This is a genomic window from Paenibacillus sp. FSL M7-0896 (assembly GCF_037975415.1).
Lineage (GTDB): Bacteria > Bacillota > Bacilli > Paenibacillales > Paenibacillaceae > Paenibacillus_AQ > Paenibacillus_AQ silagei.
Window position 1 is genome coordinate 4,271,651 of sequence record NZ_CP150250.1, and the last position, 26,722, is coordinate 4,298,372.

General features: G+C 52.2%; 21 protein-coding genes and 1 pseudogene. 5 read left to right on the forward strand and 17 right to left on the reverse strand.

The features are described 5' to 3' along the window. Positions 1–5: 5 nt before the first annotated feature. The 7 genes from MKY12_RS18470 to MKY12_RS18500 all read right to left on the reverse strand — a co-directional run bounded on the left by MKY12_RS18470 (position 6) and on the right by MKY12_RS18500 (position 6,746). Positions 6–944 carry a helix-turn-helix domain-containing protein gene (locus MKY12_RS18470; RefSeq protein ID WP_339310275.1) on the reverse strand — a complete coding sequence of 313 codons (939 nt, stop codon included), beginning with the start codon at positions 942–944 and terminating at the stop codon, positions 6–8. 20 nt (positions 945–964) lie between these two features. After that, entirely contained in the window at positions 965–1,690 is a 726-nt protein-coding gene (locus tag MKY12_RS18475; RefSeq protein ID WP_339310276.1) for an MOSC domain-containing protein, read from the reverse strand. A 42-nt stretch (positions 1,691–1,732) separates the two neighbouring features. Then, entirely contained in the window at positions 1,733–2,089 is a 357-nt protein-coding gene (locus MKY12_RS18480; RefSeq protein WP_339310277.1) for a hypothetical protein, read from the reverse strand. Between the two features lie 172 nt (positions 2,090–2,261). Then, the gene (locus MKY12_RS18485; protein WP_339310279.1) at positions 2,262–4,205 is read right to left on the reverse strand and encodes an ABC transporter permease; all 1,944 of its coding nucleotides are present in this window, start codon (positions 4,203–4,205) and stop codon (positions 2,262–2,264) included. Further along, complete coding sequence (locus tag MKY12_RS18490; RefSeq protein ID WP_339310281.1) at positions 4,202–4,957, reverse strand: ABC transporter ATP-binding protein; 756 nt, start codon at positions 4,955–4,957, stop codon at positions 4,202–4,204. The genes MKY12_RS18485 and MKY12_RS18490 overlap by 4 nt, the downstream gene beginning before the upstream one ends. Before the next feature lie 98 nt (positions 4,958–5,055). Further along, on the reverse strand, positions 5,056–6,060 hold the full coding sequence (locus MKY12_RS18495) for a sensor histidine kinase (protein ID WP_339310283.1): 1,005 nt from the start codon (positions 6,058–6,060) through the stop codon (positions 5,056–5,058). Beyond that, on the reverse strand, positions 6,057–6,746 hold the full coding sequence (locus MKY12_RS18500) for a response regulator (protein WP_339310285.1): 690 nt from the start codon (positions 6,744–6,746) through the stop codon (positions 6,057–6,059). The genes MKY12_RS18495 and MKY12_RS18500 overlap by 4 nt, the downstream gene beginning before the upstream one ends. A gap of 111 nt (positions 6,747–6,857) precedes the next feature. Here MKY12_RS18500 and MKY12_RS18505 point away from each other — a divergent pair, with 111 nt between their 5' ends. Continuing rightward, positions 6,858–7,127 (forward strand): DUF6199 family natural product biosynthesis protein, encoded by a 270-nt coding sequence (locus MKY12_RS18505; RefSeq protein WP_339249204.1) that lies wholly within the window; start codon positions 6,858–6,860, stop codon positions 7,125–7,127. A gap of 344 nt (positions 7,128–7,471) precedes the next feature. Continuing rightward, positions 7,472–7,654: pseudogene (locus MKY12_RS18510) on the forward strand (helix-turn-helix domain-containing protein); the annotation flags it as partial. Positions 7,655–7,848: 194 nt separating this feature from the next. On the opposite strand, the gene MKY12_RS18515 reads toward MKY12_RS18510, so the two are convergent. From MKY12_RS18515 to MKY12_RS18530, 4 genes are all read right to left on the reverse strand, one after another. Further along, on the reverse strand, positions 7,849–14,640 hold the full coding sequence (locus MKY12_RS18515; RefSeq protein ID WP_339310286.1) for an S-layer homology domain-containing protein: 6,792 nt from the start codon (positions 14,638–14,640) through the stop codon (positions 7,849–7,851). A gap of 656 nt (positions 14,641–15,296) precedes the next feature. Next, positions 15,297–15,977 carry a hypothetical protein gene (locus MKY12_RS18520; RefSeq protein ID WP_339249207.1) on the reverse strand — a complete coding sequence of 227 codons (681 nt, stop codon included), beginning with the start codon at positions 15,975–15,977 and terminating at the stop codon, positions 15,297–15,299. A gap of 183 nt (positions 15,978–16,160) precedes the next feature. Further along, positions 16,161–16,715 carry a hypothetical protein gene (locus MKY12_RS18525; RefSeq protein WP_339249208.1) on the reverse strand — a complete coding sequence of 185 codons (555 nt, stop codon included), beginning with the start codon at positions 16,713–16,715 and terminating at the stop codon, positions 16,161–16,163. A gap of 107 nt (positions 16,716–16,822) precedes the next feature. After that, positions 16,823–17,101, reverse strand: a complete 279-nt coding sequence (locus MKY12_RS18530; RefSeq protein WP_339249209.1) for a hypothetical protein — start codon at positions 17,099–17,101, stop codon at positions 16,823–16,825. A 193-nt stretch (positions 17,102–17,294) separates the two neighbouring features. Between MKY12_RS18530 and MKY12_RS18535 the strand changes: the two genes are divergently transcribed. Beyond that, positions 17,295–18,242, forward strand: a complete 948-nt coding sequence (locus MKY12_RS18535) for a serine hydrolase (RefSeq protein WP_209869739.1) — start codon at positions 17,295–17,297, stop codon at positions 18,240–18,242. A gap of 347 nt (positions 18,243–18,589) precedes the next feature. On the opposite strand, the gene MKY12_RS18540 is transcribed toward MKY12_RS18535, so the two are convergent. Both MKY12_RS18540 and MKY12_RS18545 read right to left on the reverse strand, forming a co-directional pair. Beyond that, positions 18,590–18,772 carry a hypothetical protein gene (locus MKY12_RS18540; RefSeq protein ID WP_076084888.1) on the reverse strand — a complete coding sequence of 61 codons (183 nt, stop codon included), beginning with the start codon at positions 18,770–18,772 and terminating at the stop codon, positions 18,590–18,592. Between the two features lie 380 nt (positions 18,773–19,152). Continuing rightward, positions 19,153–19,911: a CPBP family intramembrane glutamic endopeptidase gene (locus MKY12_RS18545; protein ID WP_339249211.1), complete on the reverse strand. Its 759-nt coding sequence runs from the start codon at positions 19,909–19,911 to the stop codon at positions 19,153–19,155. Positions 19,912–20,078: 167 nt separating this feature from the next. Here MKY12_RS18545 and MKY12_RS18550 point away from each other — a divergent pair, with 167 nt between their 5' ends. Further along, entirely contained in the window at positions 20,079–20,456 is a 378-nt protein-coding gene (locus MKY12_RS18550; RefSeq protein ID WP_339249212.1) for a hypothetical protein, read from the forward strand. 78 nt (positions 20,457–20,534) lie between these two features. Here the strand turns inward: MKY12_RS18550 and MKY12_RS18555 are convergent, their stop codons facing one another. The 4 genes from MKY12_RS18555 to MKY12_RS18570 all read right to left on the reverse strand — a co-directional run bounded on the left by MKY12_RS18555 (position 20,535) and on the right by MKY12_RS18570 (position 24,840). Next, positions 20,535–20,708, reverse strand: a complete 174-nt coding sequence (locus MKY12_RS18555; RefSeq protein WP_155991697.1) for a hypothetical protein — start codon at positions 20,706–20,708, stop codon at positions 20,535–20,537. 83 nt (positions 20,709–20,791) lie between these two features. Further along, positions 20,792–22,786 (reverse strand): chemotaxis protein CheA, encoded by a 1,995-nt coding sequence (locus MKY12_RS18560; protein WP_245367972.1) that lies wholly within the window; start codon positions 22,784–22,786, stop codon positions 20,792–20,794. A 15-nt stretch (positions 22,787–22,801) separates the two neighbouring features. Next, entirely contained in the window at positions 22,802–23,227 is a 426-nt protein-coding gene (locus tag MKY12_RS18565; protein WP_036700854.1) for a chemotaxis protein CheW, read from the reverse strand. Between the two features lie 23 nt (positions 23,228–23,250). Beyond that, on the reverse strand, positions 23,251–24,840 hold the full coding sequence (locus tag MKY12_RS18570) for a methyl-accepting chemotaxis protein (protein ID WP_339249213.1): 1,590 nt from the start codon (positions 24,838–24,840) through the stop codon (positions 23,251–23,253). 308 nt (positions 24,841–25,148) lie between these two features. Between MKY12_RS18570 and MKY12_RS18575 the strand changes: the two genes are divergently transcribed. Then, positions 25,149–26,486, forward strand: a complete 1,338-nt coding sequence (locus tag MKY12_RS18575; RefSeq protein WP_036733093.1) for a glycoside-pentoside-hexuronide (GPH):cation symporter — start codon at positions 25,149–25,151, stop codon at positions 26,484–26,486. Positions 26,487–26,722 lie beyond the last annotated feature (236 nt).

Consider the following 26,722-nt stretch of genomic DNA (forward strand, 5'->3'; position numbering starts at 1 on the left):
CTAGACTAAGGCTCCACACTATAAAAAATCTTCATCACCAGATCCTGCTCATAATCGCCGAATTTTTTGCCGAACAGGTTCATACCGCCCTTGAAGACCGCATTCTCCTTCACGCCCAGCCGCAGATCCACGTGGTTCTGGCCGGTGAGGTTCAGCTGCTCCAGATTAACAGCAGATAGCTCCTGATGGTCGATAGTGCTGCGGGTATTATCTACGCTCCAGGTCTTGAGTGCCCCGAACTGGGTTCCCGTATCAATCCACCACGAGGGATTCAGCTTCCCGCGTCTGCCGCCGAAGTCGCCGGGCGAGGTCCAGGTCCCCACCTCCACCTGGTTAATCCACAGTGTGATATCCGAAGGCCAGTCATTCTCGTAATTCGGTGCCTCTGAGCAGATCTCCATGGAGAACTGAATCCGGTGAAGCACCGCTCCTTGCGGAATTTCCAGCGGATAGCGGTATTCGAGATACCCTTTGCGCAGCCAGAGCAGTTGGGCTTGCACCCTGTCCGGATGAAAAAATCCTGCCGGTGAATCATCTGTAATAATCGGACCGTTCTCACTGACCATCCCGCAGGTAGGTGCCACTTCACAGGCTGTGAAATTGCCGATCGGCATGGATATCTCGTAGCAATATTCGCCTTGACCGGGTTGCAGGCGGCGCTGCGGGGCATTGATCGTGATCTTGATATCATCATAGATCCGGCTGCATACCTTCATCGCCCCGCGTGAAGCAGGCAGCAGCTCGGTCTCAATCAGCCCTGCCTGCTCCAGTACCTTCACGTTGGAGGCTGCCGTAGATACCGGAATTTCCAGCGCTTCAGCCAGCTCCGCTACATTCATTCTCCGGGTGTTAAGCAGCGCCAGCATTCTGAGCCTTAGCTCCGTAGAGAGCGCATGTGTCACCTTCACCAGCTCATCCGCATGCTCCATGGACAACTCCAGCATATCGTTCACCCCTGTCCAGCTTAGTTATCCAGCATAAGAACCTGATCGCCCAGCCGAACTTCTCCCGTGCGGATTACAGAGGCATAGACGCCGAACTGCTGCTTAAGCTCTTTATATACTTGCTTCAGCAGCGAACTGTCCCGTTCCAGGGTATCCGGGTCTGTCGTAATCATTACGCAGCGCTCGCAATAGCTATCCACTTGCAGCACTGTACTGCCTATCGACAGACGGCGGCCGAGCCACTCTTCCTCCCCGAGCGAGTCCTCACTCACTTCCACGAGAAAGTTGCCGCGGAAGCGGCGCTGGTCAATTGGCTTGCCCCACATCGCCTCCAGCTTCTTCAAGCTCTTATCGGTCACCAGCAGAATACTTGCCCCATCTACCGATAATAGCTCCGGGTACTGCTCCTCCGGGTGTGGTGCCTTGAACGCAGACATCGTAATTTCGGTAGAGGTCAAACTCTGTATTTCGTCCAGCAGCTCCTGGTCCCAGCCGAACACCCGGCCATCCGCAGCCGTTACACGGATATCTTCCCCCGTATACTCCGCCTTATAGGACATCATCTTCGGAATCTTCCGGGCAGTGATATACTGGGACCAGTCTTTTTTGGTCATATCATAAAAGGAACAATACCGGTCCCCCTCCACTCCGTAAGATACAACCTTACAGGCCTCCAGTGCCTCCCCCGCAAAGGATTTTACCGGATAACGGTTAATCGATTTAATCTCCCCAACTGTAACTGACACGCCCCCACCTCTTCTGTCTATAGTCTGATATCTCTGCTACTTTTACTGTAGCGGCTTTAACTTCTGAATCTCTTCTACGGATAGCCCTGTTGCCTCGGCGATAACAGATAGTTCTATACCTAGAACAAGCAGTTTATGAGCCGTTTCTTTTTGAGCATCTGCTTTTCCCTCTGCTTTTCCCTCTGCTTTACCCTCCGCTTTACCCTTAGCTATTCCCTCTGCTTTTCCCTTAGCCTCGCCTTCAGCCCATCCCTTGGCCTCGGCAACCTTAGCCGCTTCATACATCGACGCCTCGTCATGTAAATAGCGCTGACGTGCTTCGTATTGTCTGCGGGCTTCCTCGTTCTGACTCAAAAACTCCAACGTGTTCATGGCTTTTTTCAGCACAGGTTCGTTCATCGTAAGCACCTCCCATTTGGTTTGGTCTGCTACGTTTCAGTCTTATTATACCATTATCGCTGCCTGTTTTGCGTAAGGCAAGAGCTGAACACTTTTGGATGAAAACAGCCGGAGTATAATCCTCTAAAAAGAAAAAGGACAGCCCCAAGGCTATCCTCATCATTACATATCTTTACAGTGACTCCCGGATTACCCGCTTGTAATACAGGACGGACAGGATGCCGAAGATCGAATACAGCACGGTATAGACTCCCATAACGACGAACATCGGAGTCAGCATTTCGGTCCCGAAGAAGAACCAGCCGGATTTCACCGCAAAGTAACTGTGGCACAGCCCGACAATCAGCGGAATACCGAAATTGAACAGCTGCTTGAACTGGATGCCGCGCAGGAGATCCCCTTGGGTGAAGCCCAGCTTGCGCAGGATCGTATATCCCTCCCGCTCCTCCTCGCTCTCATCCATCTGCTTGAAATAAAGAATACAGCCGGAGGTGATCAGGAACGTCAGGCCCAGGAAGCCGACAATGAACATAATGAGGCCCATATTGGTCCGCTGGTTGAACTCAAATTCATATTGCGAGAAGCTTTGCAGCTCCGGCTTCTGCTGCTTATAAATCTCATAAGCCTGCTTGGCCTGCGAGGACCCGGTAAGATTAATACCGTAATAGACTCCTTCACCGCTCACTCTTTTTTGCTCATCTGGATCTTTATGCTGAAGCAATTCCCGGAAGACTGAATCATCCACCACGAACACCCCCAGAACACCTCCGCCAAAATAATACGGCAGAACAGTCTCCTCTGACAATCCTGCGAGCTGCTGTTTCATAACACCATCCTTGGTGGAGAAGGCGAGTTCCCCCTTGTTCTTGAGCTGATGCATGGTTTGCTTCGTAGTTGTGTATCCCATAATCCGTACCTCGCCCGGCTGCAAATCCATGTTTTTCAGACTGCTCTCACTAATCACGGTAGCCAATAGACTGGTGTCATTGTTGGAGAATTTGTTAGTATCCAGGACCTCCTTAAGATCCACCTCTACCTGCACCGTTGGAATCTCCAGAGTGGTATAACCTATGCCGGCCTGATCCAGCGCCTCCCGGAATCCCGCCTCATCCGCCTTCTGAAGGAAGCCGTAATCATGCGGCGAGCTCTCGCGCGCGGAGGACTCCACCGAATAATATGAGATATAGCTCAGAGAGAGCAGGCCGATCGCCAGCGCGGATACCGTGGTGATGACCGTCAGCAGCAGGGCATTCGATTTCATCCGGAACATAATGGAAGAGAGTGATAATACCTCCCGAATGGACAGGTAGCCCTTCTTCCTGCGGCGGATGAGATTGAAGAGGAAGCTGACCGAGCCTTTGTAGAACAGATAAGTCCCGATAATCACCAGTGCGAGGATAGCAATCATCGCATACATCAATCCGCCCATGCCCGTGAATTTGCCGCTGAACAGCTCCCCGGAGATATAGTACCCTCCACAGATACTGATCATCCCGAGCACGCCGATCACAACCTCCCATAGCGACATTCTCTGAATGCGCGTCTGGGAAGTGGCCGTAGCCTTGAATAGCGACAGAATGCTCTGGGCCCGGATGAAGGTGTAATTCATAATCATAATCAGCACGTACACGGCGGCAAAAACCAGCACCGTCCGCTGCAAAGCCTCGGGGGAAAAGCGCAAGGCCACCAGCTGTTCGACCTCCAGGATTTTGAACAGAATCATCAGGATCAACCGCGACATCACGAACCCTGCACCGATCCCCGCGAACATCGATCCGAAATATAGAATCAGATTCTCGGCGCTCAGCAGCACGAAGATTCTGCTCTTGGTCAGCCCGATCAGCTGAAACAGCCCGATCTCCTTACTGCGGCGCTTGATGAAGATGGTGTTCGCATACAGCAGGAAGATGGCCACAATCGCAACCAGCAGCACTGAGGACGCGCCAATGGCTGCCCCGCCTTTGATTGAACCGCTGACCTCGTGCATGGCCGGGTCGAACTGCAGTGTCACGAAGGAGAAATACAGGGCCACACTGAAAATAAGAGCAAAAACGTAGAGATAATAGTTCTTAATGTTCTTTTTGAGGTTCCGCAGGATAATATAATTCAGACTCATTGCGTGACACCACCAAGTACGCCCTGGGTGCTGATAATATCACCCAAGAAGGATTGCCGCGATTCCTCCCCCTTGTTCAGCTGGGTGTAGATTTGCCCGTCCCGGATGAACACCACGCGGCTGCAGTAGCTGGCGGCCACGGCATCATGCGTAACCATGACAATGGTAGCTTCACGCTTGCTGTTCATGGCAGCCAGCTTGTTCAGCAGATCGGACGCAGATTTGGAATCCAAGGCTCCCGTCGGCTCATCGGCAAAAATAATACTCGGATCATGCACGAACGCCCGTGCCGCAGACGTACGCTGCTTCTGCCCGCCTGAGATTTCCGCCGGATATTTATCCTTCAGCTCATAGATTCCCAGCTCGCCCGCTACCTGGTCGAATTTCTGGTGCGCCTCCTTCTTGGACATGCCTGTAATCGATAGCGGCAGCATGATGTTCTCCTTGACCGTCAAGGTGTCGAGCAGGTTATAATCCTGGAAAATGAACCCGAGATGATGCTTGCGGAACTCGGCAAGCTGCTTCTCCTTCATTCCCGTGAATTCCTTTCCCTCAATTTCAATCGCGCCTTTGCTTACCCGGTCAATCGAAGAGAGAACGTTCAGAAGCGTCGTTTTACCTGAACCGGAAGGTCCCATGATTCCGACGAACTCGCCCTTGTCCACCTGAAGATCAATACCGCTCAGGACTTCCTGTTTATTGAATTTGTTGCCATAGGTTTTATAGATTTTGTTAGCTTGCATGATAAGCATCTGTTCCCCACTCCTTTTCTATAGCTCTATCATAAGCGGGTGGATGATCATTTTCCTGCGCTTCGCCGAACAAATGGAACAGGCATGTGACACTATTGTCACATGCCTGTTAGCCGCTGAAAGTCATTCTCCCTTGGAAAAGTTAGCGTAAACACACTCCCCTGCCCAAGCACGGAAGCAGCGTGAAGTCTGATCTGCAGCGGCTCCGCCACCTGCCGGGTCAGATATAGCCCCATGCCGGTGGCTGCCCCCTCCTGGCGGAAGCGCGATGAGGTGAAGCCCCTATCATAGATGCGCGGCAGATCCCTGGGATCTATCCCCTGTCCGCTGTCTTCAATGACAAGCACGACATGGCCGCCCTCTTCTAGGCTCCGGATGAGGATATCGGAGGCTTCGCTGTATTTCACGGCATTGGTCAGGAGCTGCCGCAGCATGAAGGCCAGCCATTTGCCGTCTGTCAGCACGGTCTCGGCCTCAAGCTCTACGTCGAACCCGATGCGTTTGGAGATGCACCAGGATTTCAGTGCCCGTATCTCCTTATTAAGGATAGGGGCAAGACTGACCTTTTCAATGAACAGATCATTACGGATGAAGGGAATCCGCTTCTGATGCAGCTGCTGGTCGAGCAGATGGTGAATCCGTAGCCATTCGTACATCATCTGTCTTTGCAGGGTCTCGTCCGGCAGGCGCTCTATCATGAGCTGCATGGCAGTCAGCGGGGTCTTGACCTCATGTATCCAGGCCAGCAGCTCGTCCTTCTCCGATTCCAGCAGCTGGACATTCATGAAGGATTCGCGCTTGTAGCGGTCTGTCTGGGCGCTTACCGCCTCATGGACCAGCCGCTCCATCGGACTACCGGGATCGAGGACCGCCTGCAGCTCATAGATCTGATCCCAGGAGGCAAGGCTCCTGTAGAAACGGGTCTCCCGGGAATACCGCAGGAAGACGAAGGCCAGACAGAGCAGCGTATTCAGCAGTACAATGTATAGGACTGGCAGCAGCGGTATGGCAGAGTCAATAAAGGCAACGAAGATAATAATCAGCTGGAGAGCGGCCAGCAGGAGCAGCCAGCTCCGCTTCTCGGTGATGTATTTCCTTATCATTCTGCCGCCTCTTCAGTCGCCATATACCCTTGCCCCACCTTAGTCTCTATGTAGGCATCCAGACCGAGCGGCTCCAGCTTCTTGCGCAGCCGGTTCACGTTCACAGTCAGCGTATTATCGCTGACAAAATGCTCGTTGTCCCACAGGCTGGTGATGATCACCTCACGTTCCACAATACTGTTCTTGCGCTCCAGCAGGATTTTGAGAATCATCATCTCATTCTTGGTCAGCAGGGCTGCTCCCCCGCTGCCCGTGACCGTATTCTTCACGAACTCAATCGCCGCTCCGCGCCAGGTCTTCAGCTCCGTGCCTTCCTTGGCGTAATTATAGACCCGGCGTAAGGTAGCCTGAATCTTGGCAATCAGCACCTCGAAATGGAATGGCTTCTGAATGAAATCATCGGCCCCCAGCTGCATAGACATCACCATATCGCTAGGATGATCCCTGGAGGAGAGGAAAATAATCGGCACCTTGGAGTGGCTGCGCAGAATCCGGCACCAATGGAAGCCGTCGAACTGCGGCAGCTGGATATCAATCACCACCAGGTCGGGCTTCACCTCGGTGAATTCCTGCAGGACCTTACCGAAGTTCGTAACACCGTACACCTCATACGACCATTGGGCAAGCCTCTCCCTGATCTCCCCGAATAGGGTGATATCATCTTCGATTAGCATTATTTTGAACACAAAGGACTCTCCTTCAGAAGAAATACTATCGGACTATTATACTTCACGTTTATTATAATTGTGAAACCTCCCCTAAACCAAGTAACGTATTAGATACAAACGGCTAAACATTTGAAACTTACTAAGGAGCTGATTATCATCGGAACTTTTGCAGGAATCTTCTTCTTGCTATTTGGAATTGCAATCAACTTATTTGCCTTATATGTGCGCAGACACCCTACCTTCACCTGGCAGATGAGTGAGGGCTGGAAAACGAAAGGAGATAGTGAACCCAGTGACGCCTACATCAGCTCCATGCGCTTCAGAGGGGCAGTGGGCTTATGGATGGGATCATTCGTCATGGTGATGGGGATATTGACAATATGGAGTGCTCTCGGCTAAGGGAATAGCGAGCTGCAATAATGTACTATAGCCATTCCCGGTCCCGGTGTATATTCATGGAACTACTTACACCGGAGGTCATCATGAATATCCTTTCCTTTATCATCTATTGTATTGTAGTTACCTTCACACCCGGCCCGACCAATATTGTGATCCTCTCCTCTGTGCAACACCATGGGGCCAGGAAAACAATGGGATACGTCGGCGGAGCCACACTCGCCTTCGGACTGCTCCTTACCGCATCCGCTCTGCTGAACCGCCTGCTTGCATTCAGCAATATACACTGGACGGCAGCTTTCAGGCCTCGCACAGGAATGGGGTCATGCTGTTTAACCCGGAGCAGCTCACCCTATCAATTCTTCCTGAACTGCAAGGTCGAGCATGCCAAGCAATTCATCGAGAAGAACAGGGATATCTATTCCGCTGTTGCTGAATTCGGCTTCACGGACCTGACCCATCTGAACCGGCATTTCAAAAGTGTGTATGGCATCACGGCTTATGAGTATAGGCGGCATTTGCAAAATTAAGCGGGGGCCCGTTAAAAAGATCTCCTGTTGAAGCATTCCAACAAGTGGAAACGGCTTTGCCGTCCTTTTAGAGGACGGTACCGTTTCAGCGAGAAAGATAAGGATAATTATAGCGCGAAGCATATCAATTCTTATCTTTTAAAGAAGGGCTGCCCTCGTCATTTTCATGACTTGGACAGCCCTTCTGTTTTTAGTTATGGCTTGATCATCGTCTCGCCGCCTTCCGGCCGGCTGGTGAAGCTGTGCTTGCGGGAAGCTTCCTCAATCTGATAGAACGCCCAGTGAATAACTGGCACATCGGACCATAACTGCGAAGTTTCTCCGTATAGCGGACCTCTTTCCAAGACCCGGTTAAATACAGTAACTCCCTCGGCACGGGTCAAAGCCTTGTTAGGCTGGAAGCTGCCATCCAGCATGCCTTCCATATACCCGGCCTCGTTCGTTTGGCCAATTGCCTTCTCCGCCCAATGTCCGGCGGCGTCGCTATAGCCGTGTTCGCCCTTGCCTGAGAGTGCTTTCCAGCGCGCAATGATGACTGCCATTTCCGCTCTGGTAATGCTCTGCTCCGGTCTGAAGCTTCCATCGGTCATGCCCTTCATAAGTCCGGCTGCTGTGACCTGACGGATAGCTTCTGCGGCCCAGTGGCTGCCTGCTACATCCGAATAACGGGCTGTCCCTGCACCCTGCAGCTCCAGCACCCGGTACAGAATCATGGCTACCTGCGCCCGGGTCATCGCGTTCTCCGGCTTAAACGTTCCGTCCGGCATGCCTACCATATAAGCTTGGTGGCTTTCGGCACCCCCGTTATCCAGATTAAGAATGGTGAAGGTGCTGAACTTCCCGATGGTGAAGGTCAGGCCCAGCTTGTTGTCTCCATACGTTACAATTGCGGGCTTCACCAATTCCCGTTCTCCGTCACTGTGCTCAATGAACACAGCCAGCTTCGACAGATAAGCTTCCCTTGCACTTGCCTCTGCCGGTACATGACTGCTGTCGAGCGGGAGGGTGATTGTTACCGGGCGGCTGGTCATATTGGTCTCAATCGTAATTGGACGATCCACCACGTAGACGTTGCCGTTGTTCAGTGCCTTCCGGACAATCTCCTCTGTTCTGGCCCGTTCTTCTACCTGCTTGCGCTCGCTTTCCTGTTTGACAGGAACGAGGTGGAAATACAGATTCGGATTCAGGCCGCTGAGCGAGGCATTCGGAATGGTAACCATGCCGTTGTCCGTATAGATTTCCAGGTTTAGGCCAGCGTCTTGTACAGCCTTCACTGCCGCATCCGGCAGCTCCACACGGACATCTTTTACGACATCCTGTTTGTCCGGAATAACAATACGTACGCTTGGCGAATGCGCAGCCAGGGTCTTTTCAACCGCTTCAAGTGCTTTGGCCGTTGTAAACGTCACTTTATCGCTCTTGCTGCCATCGTTGTTTGTCGTTCTTTCAATTTCTGTTTTGGCAACAATTCCATAGCCTATGGCCTCAACATCTACTGTTATTCTCTCTATTACCGGTAGGGCCGGTGTAGGCGTATTAGAAGGAACATAAGGCGTCTGGGAAGGCTCATTAGGCTCAAAAGGCGCGGATTGGCGTCTCACGGTAACCGTGTACGTTTTTTCGCTGCCGTCCGTTTCCCGAACTACAATGGTTACGGTATTATCGCCTACATTCAGTGTCACCGCAGCACTTGCTTGCCCCGTCCCGGCAGCCTGGCCGTTAACCGTAATGGCCGCGTCCGGATGAGCGGCTGCCAATGTCAGTTGAAGCTCGAAGACATTGTATTCCACATTAAGACTGTATTCGTACACGCTCGCCGTCACATTGGGTTGAATCACACCAGCAGATGGCGCAATGCTTGCCAGACCGCTCTTCGGAACCAATGCCCGGTAAGCCCCCTGCAATGCTTCCAGTGCTGTATCCACTTCGGCCTGCGTGGCCGTGGCGCTCGCAAGCACTGCTTGCGCGTCGGTCAGCATGGACTCGTAGCTCGTCCAGCTTGCTGGCGTGTAGGTCTCCTTGTCCAGAATAGCGGACAAGTCCACTTCTGCTTGCAGCTTGCTCTTGTCCACCACCGGCACCACTGGCTTCAGCACCAGCGCTTCACGCGCTGCGGTCAGCTCCGTCAGTGCTGTGTCCACTTCGGCTTGCGTAGCCGTCGGACTGCCCAGTACTGCCTGCGCGGTAGTCAGCTTGGACTCATAACTCGTCCAGCTTCCAGTGGTGTAGTCTTCCTCTTCCAATGTGGAAGACAAATCCACTTCCGCTTGCAGCTTGCTCTTGTCCACCACTGGCTTCAGCACCAGTGCTTCACGCGCTGCCGTTAGCTCCGCCAGTGCTGTGTCCACTTCGGCTTGCGTAGCCGTCGCACTGCCCAGCACCGCTTGCGCAGTGGTCAGCTTGGACGCGTATCCCGTCCAGCTTCCCGGTGTGTAGTCTTCCTTGTCTAGCGTGGAAGACAAATCCACTTCCGCTTGCAGCTTGCTCTTGTCCACCACTGGTTTCAGCACCAGCGCTTCACGCGCTGCAGTTAGCTCTGCCAGTGACGTGTCCACCTCTGCCTGCGTGGCAGTGTCGCTCGCCAGCACCGCCTGCGCGGTAGTCAGCTTGGACGCATAATCTGTCCAGCTTCCCGGGGTGTAGTCTTCCTCATGCAATGTGGAAGACAGATCCACTTCCGCTTGCAGCTTGCTCTTGTCCACTACTGGCACCACTGGTTTCAGTACCAGTGCTTCACGCGCTGCGGTCAGCTCCGCCAGTGCTGCGTCCACTTCGGCTTGTGTAGCCGTGGAACTCGTAAGCACCGCTTGCGCAGTCGTCAGCTTGGACGCGTAGTCTGTCCAGCTTCCAGGTGTGTAGTCTTCCTCGTCCAGCGTGGAAGACAAGTCCACTTCCGCTTGCAGCTTGCTCTTGTCCACCACTGGCTTCAGTACCAGTGCTTCACGCGCTGCGGTCAGCTCCGCCAGTGCCGTGTCCACTTCGGCTTGCGTAGCCGTCGCACTGCCCAGCACCGCCTGCGCGTTAGTCAGCTTGGACACGTAGTCTGTCCAGCTTCCAGGTGTGTAGTCTTCCTCGTCCAGCGTGGAAGACAGATCCACTTCCGCTTGCAGCTTACTCTTATCCACCACTGGTTTCAGCACCAGCGCTTCACGCGCTGCAGTCAGCTCCGCCAGTGCTGTGTCCACTTCGGCTTGCGTAGCCGTCGCACTGCCCAGCACCGCCTGCGCGTTAGTCAGCTTGGACACGTAGTCTGTCCAGCTTCCAGGTGTGTAGTCTTCCTCGTCCAGCGTGGAAGACAGATCCACTTCCGCTTGCAGCTTACTCTTATCCACCACTGGTTTCAGCACCAGCGCTTCACGCGCTGCAGTCAGCTCCGCCAGTGCTGTGTCCACTTCGGCCTGCGTAGCCGTCGCACTGCCCAGCACCGCCTGCGCGGTAGTCAGCTTGGACGCATAATCCGTCCAGCTTCCAGTTGTGTAGTCTTCCTCTTCCAGCGTGGAAGACAAATCCACTTCCGCTTGCAGCTTGCTCTTATCCACCACTGGCTTCAGATCCAGTGCTTCACGCGCTGCGGTTAGATCCGCCAGTGCTGTGTCCACTTCGGCCTGCGTAGCCGTCGCACTGCCCAGCACAGCTTGCGCGGTAGTCAGCTTGGACGCGTAATCCGTCCAGCTTCCCGGTGTGTAGTCTTCCTCGTCCAGCGTGGAAGACAGATCCACTTCCGCTTGCAGCTTGCTCTTGTCCACCACTGGCTTCAGCACCAGTGCTTCACGCGCTGCGGTCAGCTCCGCCAGCGCCGCGTCCACTTCGGCCTGCGTGGCTGTGGCGTTGCCCAGCACCGCCTGCGCGGTAGTCAACTTGGACGCGTAGTCCGTCCAGCTTCCAGGTGTGTAGTCTCCCTCTTCCAATGTGGAAGACAAATCCACTTCCGCTTGTAGCTTGCTCTTGTCTGGTTTCAGCACCAGCGCTTCACGCGCTGCGGTCAGCTCCGCCAGCGCCGTGTCCACTTCTGCCTGCGTAGCCGTGGCACTCGCAAGCACCGCTTGCGCGGTGTTCAGCTTGGACGCATAACCCGTCCAGCTTCCCGGTGTGTAGTATTCCTCGTCCAACGTGGAAGACAGATCCACTTCCGCTTGCAGCTTGCTCTTGTCTGGTTTCAGCACCAGCGCTTCGCGCGCTGCAGTCAGCTCCGCCAGTGCGGTGTCCACTTCGGTTTGTGTGGCCGTCGCACTACCCAGCACTGCCTGCGCGGTGGTCAGCTTGGACTCATAACTCGTCCAGCTTCCCGTTGTGTAGTCTTCCTCGTCCAGCGTGGAAGACAAATCCACTTCCGCTTGCAGCTTGCTCTTGTCCACCACTGGCTTCAGCACCAGTGCTTCACGCGCTGCCGTTAGCTCCGCCAGTGCCGTGTCCACTTCGGCTTGTGTAGCCGTCGCACTACCCAGCACTGCCTGCGCAGTGGTCAGCTTGGACTCATAACTCGTCCAGCTTCCAGGTGTGTAATCTTCATCTTCCAATGTGGAAGACAGATCCACTTCCGCTTGCAGCTTACTCTTGTCTACCACTGGTTTCAGCACCAGTGCTTCACGCGCTGCGGTCAGTTCTGCCAATGCTGTGTCCACTTCGGCCTGCGTGGCCGTGGCGTTACCCAGCACCGCTTGCGCGGTGGTCAGCTTGGACGCGTAGCCCGTCCAGCTTCCAGGTGTGTAGTCTTCCTCGTCCAGCGTGGAAGACAAATCCACTTCCGCTTGCAGCTTGCTCTTGTCTACTACTGTAATCGTTTTGGAGGCCAAGTTGGTTTTTCCATTTTTGGCCGAAGTCACTTCTACCGTGTATTTGCCATACGGCAGTGCCGCTTCCGGCTTAAAGCTCCATGTGCCATCCGCATTCACAGTAACTGCGGGAGTTCCGATGGTTTGACCGTCCTCATCTTTGATGACTGCCGTTACTGTAGCTCCAGGATCTGTCGTTCCCTGGAACTCCGGCTTGGGATCGGTTACCGTCTCCCCGCCTGGAGCTGTGATCTCAATTCCGGGCACCGGAAGATTAACCGTAATCCCCTTGGTGGCAACTGCAGATTTCACACCTTTGGTTGCTGTCGCCTCAATGGTGTACTCCCCATCGTGTAAGTCGCTGCCCGGGGTGAACGACCATGTCCCGTCCGCTTCAACGACAGCATTTCCGCCTGCGCCAGTTACGATCTGTCCATCTTTATCCCTGATTACAATTGCTACGGCAGAACCCTCTTCAGCCTCTCCTGTAATCTCAGGTTTAGGTACATTGACCGGACTTCCCGCAGGCTGGGTGATCTTAAGTGAATCAATGAATTGATCCCTTGGACTCACCGAAAACGGCTTAGCAGGGGCTCCGTAAGTGCTCTTGAGCGAACCCGTGCCATCATAGGCTACAGTAACCGTTTTCCCTTTAACGTCCGTTCCCTCAGGCAGCGTCAAAATCAGCTTCTTGGAATCGGCAGGGTCCACTCTGTAGGGGAGACTGCCTATAGGCACGGCTGTGCCTCCAATCTGAACACTGAAGCCTGCCAGATTCGCCGTGGTCATCTCCTGGTCGAAGGCCAGCACGATCTCATGCCCATCCTCCGCAATTTGTTCCAGCAGAGAATACTGAAGCTCAGGAGCCTCTGCCGCAAAAGTGAAGTATTGTCCATCCTTGAGCGTCACCTTCGCAGCATAGTGAGCTGTATTGGCAAGTGTGATTGAACTGAGCTCATACTCAGTGGCATGAGCGAAGTCCGTGTCCGTATCACTCACCAGCAGCTTTACGGCTCCCGGGGCAGCCGATGCAGGAATGGCGATTTCCACCTCTCCTACAATCCCATTATTCTGAACCTTCCAGATCCGTTCGGCCTGATACCAATCTGTCGATCCACGCTGCTGCGTGAACTTAAGCGGCTCACCGTTATCTCCCCAGAGCAGGTATTGCCCGTTGGCAAGCGCTGCCGTATTTCCGCTGTTTGCTTCAGCAAGTCCGCCCAGACCGATTGCGACTTGTGTGTCTTTATTAATGCTTCGGCTTTGCTTCTGGTTCAAGTCCTCCAGATTATCTCTGCCGAGGCCCGCCACATTGTGATGGTATGCCGCATTGGCCGTCTTACTCCACAGCAGTGTACCATCTGTACCAATATAATCATGGTTTAAGGTGATGCCATATTTTACAGCCAGATATGTCTCAATCTTCGCTGCATCAGCACTTGTGATGGTGTCATACAAAATAATTTCCGCTACTTCCGCCTGCAGACCTGTCCAGTTATTACTATTGGGTGCATTCGTAGCTCCGATCACAGGCATGAACGTGAATGGAGTAAAAGTTGTCGATTGAAATCTCACATTTTTGTTCTGACCATCAATACTGGCAGTATGAGCTGTTTCTCCTATTTCGTAATTAATAAGCTGGTAACGATCCCGTATATTGGAACTAGCGTAGCTATATACCTTTTCTCTACCAGGACCGTTACTAATATCTGATCCATATCCACCCATAACGATAACTCCGTTGGAAGGTTTAAGATCGGAACTGCCTACGAGAGTGCCTGCACTTCCCGCTTCAGGCCATTTGTAAACGGCATATCCGGACTGGAATGTTATATTTTTATCACCGAGTAATTTCGCCGATGAATTATAATGGGACCAGTTCGCCGGATTCGCAAACTTCACACTCGGATTAAAATTCACTCCGCTTTCATTGTACTGCGGTACTTTTGCCCCATTAGGAAGGTCGAGCGTGAACGCCACAGGGTTAGGAGAACGATCCTGCCAGCCTGTCAATCCTCCATTTGCAGCCGACGCCCCATCATCCGCCTTCAGCCATAATACCGGCGCCTGAATACCTCCGCCCGGAGTACCGCTGGCCGCTTCTGCCTTCGACGGTGCACCTGCCGCCGAGAAACCGCTGGCCACCAGTGTCAGCGACAGCAAGGCTTTTGCCGGCCTGCTCCACCAGCCTTTTCGTTTTGCATGAGATTCCATTGTTAACTTTCCGCCCCTTCTATAGTCCTTGTCTACAACTCGAGGAGCTAAAAGGCAGACGGTTCCTTTTGGTAAATCACCATCTCGAGTACCAAACAGAACTCTTTGTAATAGAAATACAAGTCTGGCCATTCGAAATCTGCAAATTTCTGAATCCATATGCAAGCTATGCTATCTTCCGTCAACAACAGTGCTGTTCTCTTCACAACCAGCACTCCAAGATCGCTCTCTGAATCCCTCCTTTGGCTTGCCATGTAAGAACTGCTGACAGTCTGTCAGACTGCTCAAGGGGAGAAAACTGACGTTCAATCCCTGCATTCAACGGGCGCCAGTTCCCGGACCTAAGCTATCCTGGCACACAGAGTTGTGCCTCCAATCATGTTAATAAGGGCATGTGAACAAAATCTGAACATTTTCGACAAAATGGTGGTTTTTTATACCAAAATCTTATATCACCCGATGAAATATGCGCTAAAACACTGGAAAATGATTCGAATTATATTTTTGTCATTTATTTTTGTCACATCTGCCGATAAAGATTTTTACAGACAAAAACTCCGGCAGTCCGCATAAATGCAGATCCGGAGTCTTCGTCATTCTTCCCTATCATAAATACCAGGACTAATCACTCTACGCCAATCCTATACATGAATGGTTCACTTGCTTGAATCCATTGTCCCGCTGCCCCGGACATCTGTAATAACCTTGGTAGCAATAATCTTCCCGGCCTGATCCAGCCCTTCGATTTCGAACGGAACGCCCGCCGTCACCGCTTGAAAAGCAAACCAAATTGTCCGTCCCTGCGCCGTCTGAATCAGCTTTGCCTCGGACTTATCAGTCCCGGTCTGCTTTTGCTGAACGATAATCTGCTGAATGGACGGGTCCAGCACCTCACCGAACACCATAGGAAACGGAGTGGAGATTTGCTCCAGTTCAGGCAGCCTCATATAATTCATTGCCGACACGGTAGGGTCTCCGTCCATCCCGTAGCCCGCCCCCCAGACCCACTTCCAGCCGATCCAGGTTTTGCGGACATATTCGACTTGAAGATTGCTGCGGTCCTGATCGCCCGAACGGGTCAGAAAAACAAGCTTCCCCCTGCCAACAGTCTCCTCATGTACCACCGTCATGGAATCAGACTCACGGAATAACCGCACGGCCTCCTCCGGACTTGAGCCCAGGGGAATCTGGAGCGACTGATTCATTCCCAATGAGCGGGACATCCGCTGGTCCGACCACCCGCCGGGTCTTTCATACATATATAACAATAAATAGAGTACCGCTACAGAAGCCAGAATCACTCCCGCAGCCATCCCCCATCTCCGTGTAGTTTTCATGAGAGCATCTCCCGTCCCGATTGTTTGCGCTTACAACAGCTTCCATTTAACTATAGATGATTTCGGTCCAGATTACAAAATCCCCCCATAACATATAAAAAGCCTGTAGCGCAAGCCCCTACGGGACCCTGTCTACAGGCTGTATTTCATTATAGTAATTGAATGGATTCCAATATACTTATTTTATTTTACTTCAGTAGCTCCGGTAACTTTACCTTCAAGCACAGCCGTTGCCTTCACGTCTTCGCTGGAGAAGTACAGGTTGCCGTCGATTGTAGCATCCTTGTAGAGGTTGAAGCCGTTAGCTTCTACATATACATCACCCTTGATCGTACCGCCTTGAACGCGGAAGTTCTCGCTCTGTACAGTTACTTTTGGTGCTGTAAGGGTGTAAGTAGCTGTAACTTTGTGGTCTGCATCCTGTGCGTACAGGGCAAGCTTGCGGTAAATCTCCTTGCTGGCATCGTTCTTGTCATGGAACTGGCCTGCTACCACTACATCCTTATCCACTGTCAGGTCGTTCAGAACAGCAACGATCCAGGTTCCTTTGTCGCTCACTGCACTAATGAAAGCATCTGCCTGGTTCACGATTGAAGCGGAGGTAACTGCATCTGCCTGTTCTGTTGCTGGTGCAGTTGTCGCTGCTGCCCCTTTGTCTGCATTGTTTTTATCCGATCCACAACCCGACAACAAAGCTACCGATACCCCTGCTACTACTAATACTTTAAATAATTTCATTTTAATTCCCCCTGTTTCTTTAAGTTAACTTTATTATATATTAAAATTTTATGAATACAACGTGATAATTTTCACGAATTTGTGTCTTTTTTCACAAACATTCATATTTACTCTCTCAACGTATCCTCCCACTCCTCTCTAAGCAGCCCCATTCGGATAGAATCATAGTATATTCCGCCCTCTACTTCTATTACCCAATTGTTCACACAGCCAATAATTTCGGCTCGCTTCCCGTAATACTCTTCCCAGGAGATACACTTATGTTCAAAATACGGCGCATCCCATTTTTTCCATTCTGGCGCTTCCTCTTTATAGACAAGCTCCCACAGCCTGGGCAGATCCCCTTCAGCTATTGGGCGAATCTGCAGTTCATGATCCTGAATCATAAAATCCCTCCGAAACAGTTAATATATTGCCAACTAATCTTATAATAACTGACTAGAGGAAGCCCCGGCTGGTAATAAATGTGTATAAACAAATTGGACTTCCCGGCGTCAGATTGAGATAATACAGGGGAATTCATCAAGCGAGTATACAGACATTCAAGTGATAGTTGTATATATAGAAAGGAAAATCCCAATGAACCTGTCCACCCTATCAGCCGCGCTTGCGCCGCTGAATCTGCGGAGCTGTCTGATTCAGCAGCAAGGCAGGCTGATCTTCGAGCATTATAGAGATCAGCGCACGGCCTCGGAGCTGGCGAAGATCAACTCCTGCACCAAGAGCATCCTCTCTGCGCTGATCTGCATCGCCATGGACCAGGGGCTGCTGCCCGGCCCTTCGGCTCCGCTCAGCAGCTTCTTCCCGCAAGTCCTGCGCGATAAGGACGCACGGAAGCCGAACATTACGCTCGAACAGCTGCTGACTATGTCCGCAGGCTTCCGCTGGAAGGAATTCGGCGGAGCCAATTCCTTCCCGAAGATGACACGTTCCCCCCATTGGGTGAATTATGTGCTGGAGCAGCCGCTCGCAGATGAACCGGGCACCCGGATGGAATACAATTCGGGAATCTCGCAGTTACTGTCTTCGATTCTGGTACAAGCCACAGGACAGAGCACAGCCAGCTATGCCGAACAGGTTCTCTTCGGACCGCTCGGCATCCGGGACTATGACTGGGAATCGGACCCCCAGGGCATCCATACCGGCGGCTTCGGTCTGAAGCTGCGGCCTGTAGACCTGCTGAACTTCGGACAGCTCTATTTGCAGCAGGGGATATGGAAGGATTCGCAGATTATCTCCGGCAGTTGGGCTGTACATTCGGTACAGCCAGTCATGCACACGGAGCCTCCCCGCCACGGCGGATACGGCTGGCATTGGTGGACAGATGCCCTGTCCTGCAGCTCAGCAACCGGAGAATCCAGTCTGGTGGACTACTATTACGCCCGCGGGTATGCCGGACAATTCATATATGTAGTGCCGGAGCTTCAGCTTGTCACTGTGCTGACCCAGGATAACAAGCGCGGGAAGAATAATCCTCCGCCGGATGTGTTCCGTGACTATATCGTGCCTTTACTGGGATCTATTTAAGCTGGCTCCTTAGCTTACCGGCAGCATACCATAGCAGCGGACACAACAGATTGAAAAAGAGTGGAAACGGCTTTGCTTGCCGTTCATTATGTACAGACGCACAAATCCCCGCTGCCTGATTGCTTAAGGCCCGGGGATTCATGTGTTGATTACGCTATTCAATTCAATCATTTCCTCCAAGTAACAAAAGCCATATCCCTGACATGGTGATTGTTCTCAATTTCATGTTCACTTCATGCTTCCGTGTTGCCCGTTCGCTCCTGTCCGGAGTGTTGCTCCATGTCCTGCATATGGGGTGGATTCCCGCGTACACGATTTCACGAAAAACGTTTTCACGGACGTTTTCCCTACTGTGAGGAATCGCAGTTGTACGCTTCGCTAACCTTTTTCATTGGAATCACGCTCTTTCTTCCGCAAGAGACTTCTCCTGCTTGAATGATAAGCTTCGTTCTTCTTCCAAAAAAGATTTGCTTCTTGGGTTCCCGCATACCCACGATCTGCCAGAAGATGTTATCATCCACCTTCTTCATCAGCAGCCGATTCCGGCATGCTTCGCTAACGCTAGTACATCGGGGCTCTCTCCTTTCCTTCATTCATTGCTAAATTTAGGAATGAGACCATCACCTGCGGTACCACTTGTAATGCTTGGTGCTCTTGATACTGTGGTTCCTGTGGTGATGTCTACATTATACCTGAGAAACGCTTAAATTTAAACTTTCAAAAACCTGCATATCCCCGCAGAATCTGCGATATTCCAGGAGGATTGCAAATAAAATGCCCATCTCTAAATATTGCTCCGTTTACGGATTATTTGCTCCCGTTAGCTGATCATTTTCATGTATGCGCTATCATTTCATATGAAAATGAATGGCCAGCCTGAGGAATTCCTTCCCCGGACTAGCCGGTGTGTCTACAAGGTGAGACTATGATTTCTGCGCTTGCGGCTGAATACCATGAGCAGATAAATTCCATAGAGCAGATACAGAATATTAAGAATGGAGACGATGAGTACCTCATGCTCCAGATTCTCATTGCTGACCATGGCCAGTGCATCGTAGATAAAATGGAACGCGATCAGCGGAACAATATTCCGGCCTATCTCCATCAGCAAGGCGAGCACACAGCCCAGCAGCAGCGCATTGATAACCTGGAGAATCGTATGTATGATATCATTTCCGCCAAAGGCATTGGCCATATGCAGAACCCCGAAGAAGATGGAGGAGAACACAATATAGAAGACCGGCCCTTTGGATTTCAGAAGATTCCAGATCACCCCTCTAAAAATGGCTTCCTCGGTATAGCCCACCAGCAGGGTCATAATGACGATACTGATTATTTCAGGCGCTCCCAGTTCAACGTTGATTCCATTCATCAGCGGCTGGGCCACCGCAATAATGATCAGCGGGATGTAGAACAGCACCGCCCGGGACGGGCCGGCCTCAAGCCTTCGGAAGCCGAAGCTGACGAGCGAAGAATCCTTTCTTTTCATATAAAGGGTTACAATAATGCCCATAACCAAGAACGCGCAGGCCTGGGCACTGCGTATCCCCATATCGCCGAACTCCATAATCGTGGCTACAGCGGAGGCAACGGATACAACCAGAGTCAGGACTACTCCCCATACCAGCGAGTAAACGAGCGGATGTCCTTGTGCAGCGGTGTTTTTCATTTCAGATCTCCTTTATAGTAGGCTAACGTATTGCCGCTTCAGGACAATAATGGTTTAATTTTATGCTATGATGCCAAATTATACGATATCTATATAATCTTCCAGTGGGCATTGCGGTCTGTACATGCTATAATCTCTGAATCCTACAATGAGAATGGAACAACAACATGAACAGTCCTATCAAGATCTTCAAAGTGACCGTACAGCTGGAAAAGGATGAATATGGTCTTGAGGTTAGCCATTGGCGTCTGCTGGTGGAAACGAACCGCTATTATGAGATCAAGCCGGAGAGCGGACCGGTTAAACGGATCTACAAAGAAAAATTGAATACGGTAGTGGATGACACCAAATCCTATACAGATGGCTATCTGGCCTGTTCAGCGTTCTGTAACGAGGACCGTATAGATGATATGCATACTGAAATGCTGCATGCGCTCCAGCTTAAGATCAAGGCCTATATGGAAGAGCTGCATCTGAACCAGCAGGCTCTTGAGCTGCAGTTCAACCGCCCGAAGCCTCTGAGAACTGAAGAACAGACCTCCTGACCGTGGCACTACAATAACAAATAACCGGAAGAGTCGCAGGCTTCTGCGGCTTTTCCGGTTATTAGGCGTTGCTATTCCTTAGAGCAGTTCCGCATTCTTCACGGCGTGTTCCCAGCTTGGAAAATAATACAGCGCACTTCTCATCAGCTCGGGCTCCTGCTGCTTGATCTGCTTCTTGTTCATCTTGCCCCCACCAGACTGAAGCTGCTTGATCCTACTGATAACTTCATCTGAAGCCATTGTAATATCCAACTCTTCACCCCTTTCCGGTGTTTCTTTCCATATTTTTCACCATTGCTGCCGGTTCTATACCATACTGTGATAATGGAAAGTAATCAATGGCTAACGAGATAAGAAGCATCCAGAATCAGAGCGACCCGGCCGTTGCCCAGGATCGTTGCCCCGGACAGATGATTCATCGTCCCCAGATACGCGCCCAGGGACTTGATGACCACCTCCTGGTTGCCGATGATCTCATCGACTGCGAACGCAGCGATCCGGTCAACAGATCTTACAATCACGAGCGGAATCGTCTTGGAACGGCGCTCTGTGCGCGGATAATGCAGCTTGTCTCTGAGCCAGGAGAGCGGAACAATCCGCCCGTGGTTGATAATCGCCTGCTCCCCTTGAACGACCTGTATCTCTTCGGGGGAGATCCGCACAATCTCAGCCACATTATACATCGGTAGAATCAGAACACGCCCGGACACCTTGACCAGCAGCCCCTTGATAATAGCCAGCGTAAGCGGCAGACGGATTGTAAACAGAGTCCCTGCCCCCGGCTCGGTCTGAATATCTATGATTCCGTTGAGACGTCCAATCTGACTGCGGACAATATCCATCCCCACGCCCCGTCCAGACACTTCACTGACCTCAGAAGCTGTGGAGAAGCCTGGCTCGAAGATGAGACTAACGGCTTCCTGTGCAGTTAAATACCCTGCCTGTTCTTCTGTTATGATCCCTTTGCTGAGCGCAGAGGCTGTAATCCGGGCGGCATCGATGCCCTGTCCGTCATCCTCCAGACGAATCACGACCTGATTCTCCTCATGAAAAGAAGTAAGCGTAATTCTGCCCTTCGGAGCCTTGCCCTGCTGCACGCGCACCTCTGGACTCTCGATTCCGTGATCGGCGCTGTTACGGATCAAATGGATTAGCGGATCACTCAGCTCTTCAATGATCATCCGGTCCAGCTCGGTCTCGCCTCCCTGAATCTGCAGCTCAATATCCTTACCCAGCTTCTGGGCCAAATCCCTCACCAGCCGCGGGAAACGGTTAAACAGCTGATCCATCGGCAGCATCCGGGTCTTCATGACCCCTTCCTGAAGCTCTTTGATAATCCCGCCCATATGATCCGATATCGAGCCGATATCAGGCAGAACCTTGGCGGGATCCGTACGTTGTCCATTAGCGCTCAGATCGGCCAGAGAGGTCTGCTCAATCAGCAGCTCCCCCACCAGATTCATCAGATGGTCCAGCCGCTCCACACTCACCCTGACGGTTGACTGTACCTCATGGGATTTCCCCTTGCCAGGAGTAGAGGACGAAGGTTCTGCAGGCACCGGTCCGGCCGTGGTCTGGACGTCAGTCCCGGCAGCAGGTGCGGGCACGAATGGTGTAATGACAATGCTCTCGACATCGGTCTCCCCTGCCAGCTGCTCGGACACCTGCCGGAGCTCGCGCGGGGAAGCAGCAATTACAGCAAATTGGCTGTAGCGGGCGTCTTCATCGGCTCCCGGCGCCGCCGGGGGCGCCAGGGCAGCAGCAATCACCGGCCCGCAGACCTCTTCGATACGCTGCAAGAGGATATAATGCCGGGCTGCCTTCATCTGGCAGTCCTCTCTCAAGGTGACTACCAGAGCCAGCAGCGAGTAGCCCGCTGCCACGGCCTCTTCCGCCTGAAGCAGCTCCGCTGCATTTAAGACCGGAAGCAGTACCGGCTGAAGTTCAGCCGGCTTATTAATCAGCGCCTTGATCTCCGCAACCACAGCTGAGCAGTCTGTAAATCCCTCCCCGCTGACATACTGAGTGCGCAGCAGCTTCATCGCATCCAGCGCCCGGAAGAGCGTATCAATCAGATTACCGGTAATCTCCGGCTTCTTCTCCCGCACCCACTCCAGCGCATACTCCACCTCATGCGTGAGATCGCTCATCTCGCGGAAGCCCATCGTGGAGGCAGAGCCCTTGATCGTATGGGCTGCGCGGAAGATCGTCTGAATCAGCTCAGCGGTTGGAGCATGCTCCAGCGCAAGCAGGGACTGGTCGATCCGCTCTAATTGCTCGTTCAGCTCTTCTATGAATATATCGCGGTAAGCCGACAGTTCCATCATCATTGCTTGTTCCCCTTTTTACCCGCCCAATATTTCTTCGAGCTTCAGAATACCGATCAGCTGGTCATCCCGCTGCCCCACTCCGTGGAACACCGCATCGCGGCTGCGGTTATGTCCGCCTGCCGGCGGATGAATCTCGGCGTACGTAGTCACCTTGTTCACCTTATCTACAATCAGTCCGACGAATTCCTCGCGGTAGTTAACCACAATAATTCTTGTGCTCCGGGTATAAGGCTCATCCGCCATTCCCAGCAGATTGCGCAGGCTCATGACACAGACCACCTTGCCGCGCAGATTGACTACACCTTTGACTTCATTCCGGCTGAAGGGGATATCTGTAATGCTGAGCATTTTGATAATCTCATGAATCTCTTCAATCCGGATGGCACAGGTCTCGGCTCCTACCGCAAGCTCGATATATTGTTCCTTCTGTAAGGACGACATGGCTTCACCTTCCGTCTGTTGAATTAATGGGTCTTGAATGCGGCAGCGGACTTAGCCAGATCCTCGGATAACAGCGCCAGGGCCTGGCAGGTAGCCGCCGTCTCTTCAGAAGCCGCTGCCGATTCCTCGCTGGAGGCCGCAATGGATTGAACCGAGTCCATCACTTCAGCAGCCTGGGCGGACTCCTCTTCGCAGGCGGCAGCAATCTCGTTGACCTTGAGTGAAGAGGTGTTGACCATCTTAATAATCTGCTCGAACGCCTGACTGGTCATCGAAGACTGCTCTACGCTCTCAGCAACTGCCCTCACACTCTGCTTCGTATTCTCCTGCATGACCTTGATAATCTTCGTAATCTCCTTCGTAGCATCGCTGCTGCGTTCGGCAAGCTTGCGGACCTCGTCCGCCACCACGGCGAAGCCGCGCCCCTGTTCTCCGGCACGCGCCGCTTCAATCGCTGCGTTCAGGGCCAGGAGATTGGTCTGCTCGGCGATATCGTCGATCACTTCGATGATATCCCCGATTTTGCTGGAATCGTCTTCAAGCTGCTTCATCTGGTGGTTCACCGTCTGCATTCCTTGCAGGGAAGTCTCCACCACATATCCGCCTTCCCGGGCGGTCCGCACGGTATCATTGGAGAGCTCTGCCGCTTCCTCGGCACTGGAGGCCACAGAATCAATCGCCAGCGACAGCTCCTTGAACAGCTCAGTGATATTGGTCGCTGCCGCCGACTGGTTGGTGCTGGTGCTGGCAATCTCCTGAGTGCTCGCTGAGATCTGTTCGGAAGAGGCGGCAACGCTCTGTGAATTCAACACAATCCCGTTGATTAATTCCTTCAGGTTATGAACCATCCGGTTAAGAGCCGTGGCAAGCTGTCCGACTTCATCCTTAGTAGATATATCCGCTTGCTGCGTCAGATTGCCATTAGCCACTTCAGTAGCCACATGCAGCATCTGCATCAGGGGTCTGGAGATCGATCTTGCGATCAGGTAGCCGATCATAATACTGAGGATGACCGCCGCAATGACTACCGAGATTGTAAGGATGAACGCCGAGGAATAAGCGGATTGTGAATGGTTGTTCGCCTCATCTGCCAGCTCCACATTCACTTTGATCAGACCATCCAGATTGTTCAGTACATTCTGCCCCTGGACGGTCAACTGTGTAGTTAGAAATGTATTGAAAGCAGCCGCATCATCTTGCTCCGCCAGAACCAGCGCCTGATCGAACAGCTTCTCATAGCTTGCATACTCCTGGTCAAACGAGGCCAGCAGCTCCTTTTCACGGGCAGTGGTCGCCAGCGGACGGTAGTTATCCACCTTTTGGACAATTTCCTGACGGCCTGAGGCAATCTTTTGCTTATAATCGGTAATTTTATCTGTATCTGTTGTATTGCTCATATCCCGTGTATAGACCCGGTTAAGCTGATAGCTGATCTCGGCGGCAGACAAATCTCTGACCGAGATCAGGTTATTGCTGTACATTTCCTTCATATTCTGATTGCTGGTGCGCAGGGATAAGACCGAATAGACTCCAAGTCCTGCCAGAATTAAAGAGACGATCAAAAAAGCGGAGACGATCTTTGTAGCTGTTTTCAAATTCCCGAACCATTTCATGTGGCTTCCCCCTGTGGTTAACATCTTAGCGTCCTTCTTGTCGGCGTTAATCTTACACTCCCCTATCAGCCGGCGGGACATCATTAGCTATATTTCGACATTTTATATCAAAAAAATTATATTCTAATTTGTGTTTTTCATATTTTTTTCGTTAATCTCAGTGTAAATTTCCCCTTTACAAATCGAAATATTTACTATTCCGTAGTTTGATGCAGAATCCGCTTGACAGAACATAGAAATAAGTTATAAATAGACATAATTAGTAAACGATTCAATCCCATTTTATCCCCCGCGAAAAGAGGCTTGTCATGTCAGCAAAAGTACCTGTGGCCGAAAAACTGGTGTTCTCAGGCGGTCTGCTGGGCCAGAATATGCTCTACAGCTTCATGTCGATGTACATCCTGTTCTTCTATACGGATCTGCTGGGAATTCCGGCAACCACCGCCAGTGTCATTCTGGTCGCAGCAAGTATTATCGATGCTTGTCTTGATCCGCTGATGGGCATGATTACCGACAAAACACGCTCCAGATGGGGAAAATTCAGGCCTTACCTGCTGTTCGCCCCTTGTCTGATCGCGCTGGCGACCGTCCTCTGCTTCTGGGACTTCGGCGGTTCGCGGACCCTGACCCTTGTAATCGCAACCGTCTCGTATCTGCTATGGGGAATGCTGTACACGGTCTGTGACACGCCGCTCTGGGCCTTGTCGTCCGTAGTCTCCACTGATCCGGGGGAACGCACCTTATTCGTCACACTGGGCAAAATCGGCGGAACGCTCGGCGCAGTCGTTATCACCATCGGCGGTATCCAGCTTCTGCTCGCCTTCGGCGGAGAACGGAATACGCAGGCTTATCTGTACTCGGCAATCATTATCGGGGTCATTGCGGCGTTATCGATCTTCCTGACCGGGATGCTCACCAAGGAACGGGTCGTCCCTTCCGCTGAGAAGATCTCCTTCCGCCAGAACCTGCAAACGGTGTACAAGAACAAGCCGCTGCTCACCCTGCTCGCCTCTCTCTTGATTATCAACCTGGTGAACGGCATCCGGCAGAGCATTCAGCTCTATTATGTGGTCTATGTCTGGGGGGACGCGGGGTATGCCACGCAGGTCGGGATCAGTCTGGTGGCCGGTATGCTGCTGGGGATGATCGCTACGCCGCCGCTGCTGCGCCGCTTCGCCAAGAAGAAAGTATTCATTGTCTCCTGCATTCTTGGGAGCGTAGCCTGCATCCTGCCTTATCTGCTGGGTGACCATAATGTATTGAACACCCTGGTGTTCTTTGGGGTCAGCTTCTTTTTCTCGGGCATGACGACGATTGTCAGTACCTCGATGCTGCTCGATACGATAGATTATTCGGAATGGAAGCTGGGCTTCCGGGGCGAGGGCATTGTGTTCTCAACGAACACTTTCATTACCAAGTTCAGCGGAGCGGTATCGCGGATGATTATCGGAGCCAGTCTCGGCCTGCTCAGCTATGTGGAGAATCAGCCGGCGACTCCGCAGCTCCAGCACGGCCTTAGCTTCGTGATGTTTCTGCTGCCTGCACTGTGCTTCCTGGCCGCTATTCTGCCGATTCTCTTCTATAATATAACGGAGAAGCAGCGGGTGCAGATCCTGAGCGATCTGAATCACAGTCGGTCATTGTAGTGGGGTCCCATGCTCATGTTCTCTAACTTGCCCTTCCGGCTCCGCTTCCTTTTGTTTTTCCCTGATTGAATCGTTCATGGTCAGGGGGGCGGCTAAGCGTAACGGACTCAGTTGCACTTACTTCTGGCAAAAGCCACGATTGGAGCAAGTTACGGACCCTATGGCCTTTATTGCCGGATTTTCTGCGCCGTAGCATTGATTATGGAGCGAATAAGACCGCCTCAGTCCGCAAGGCA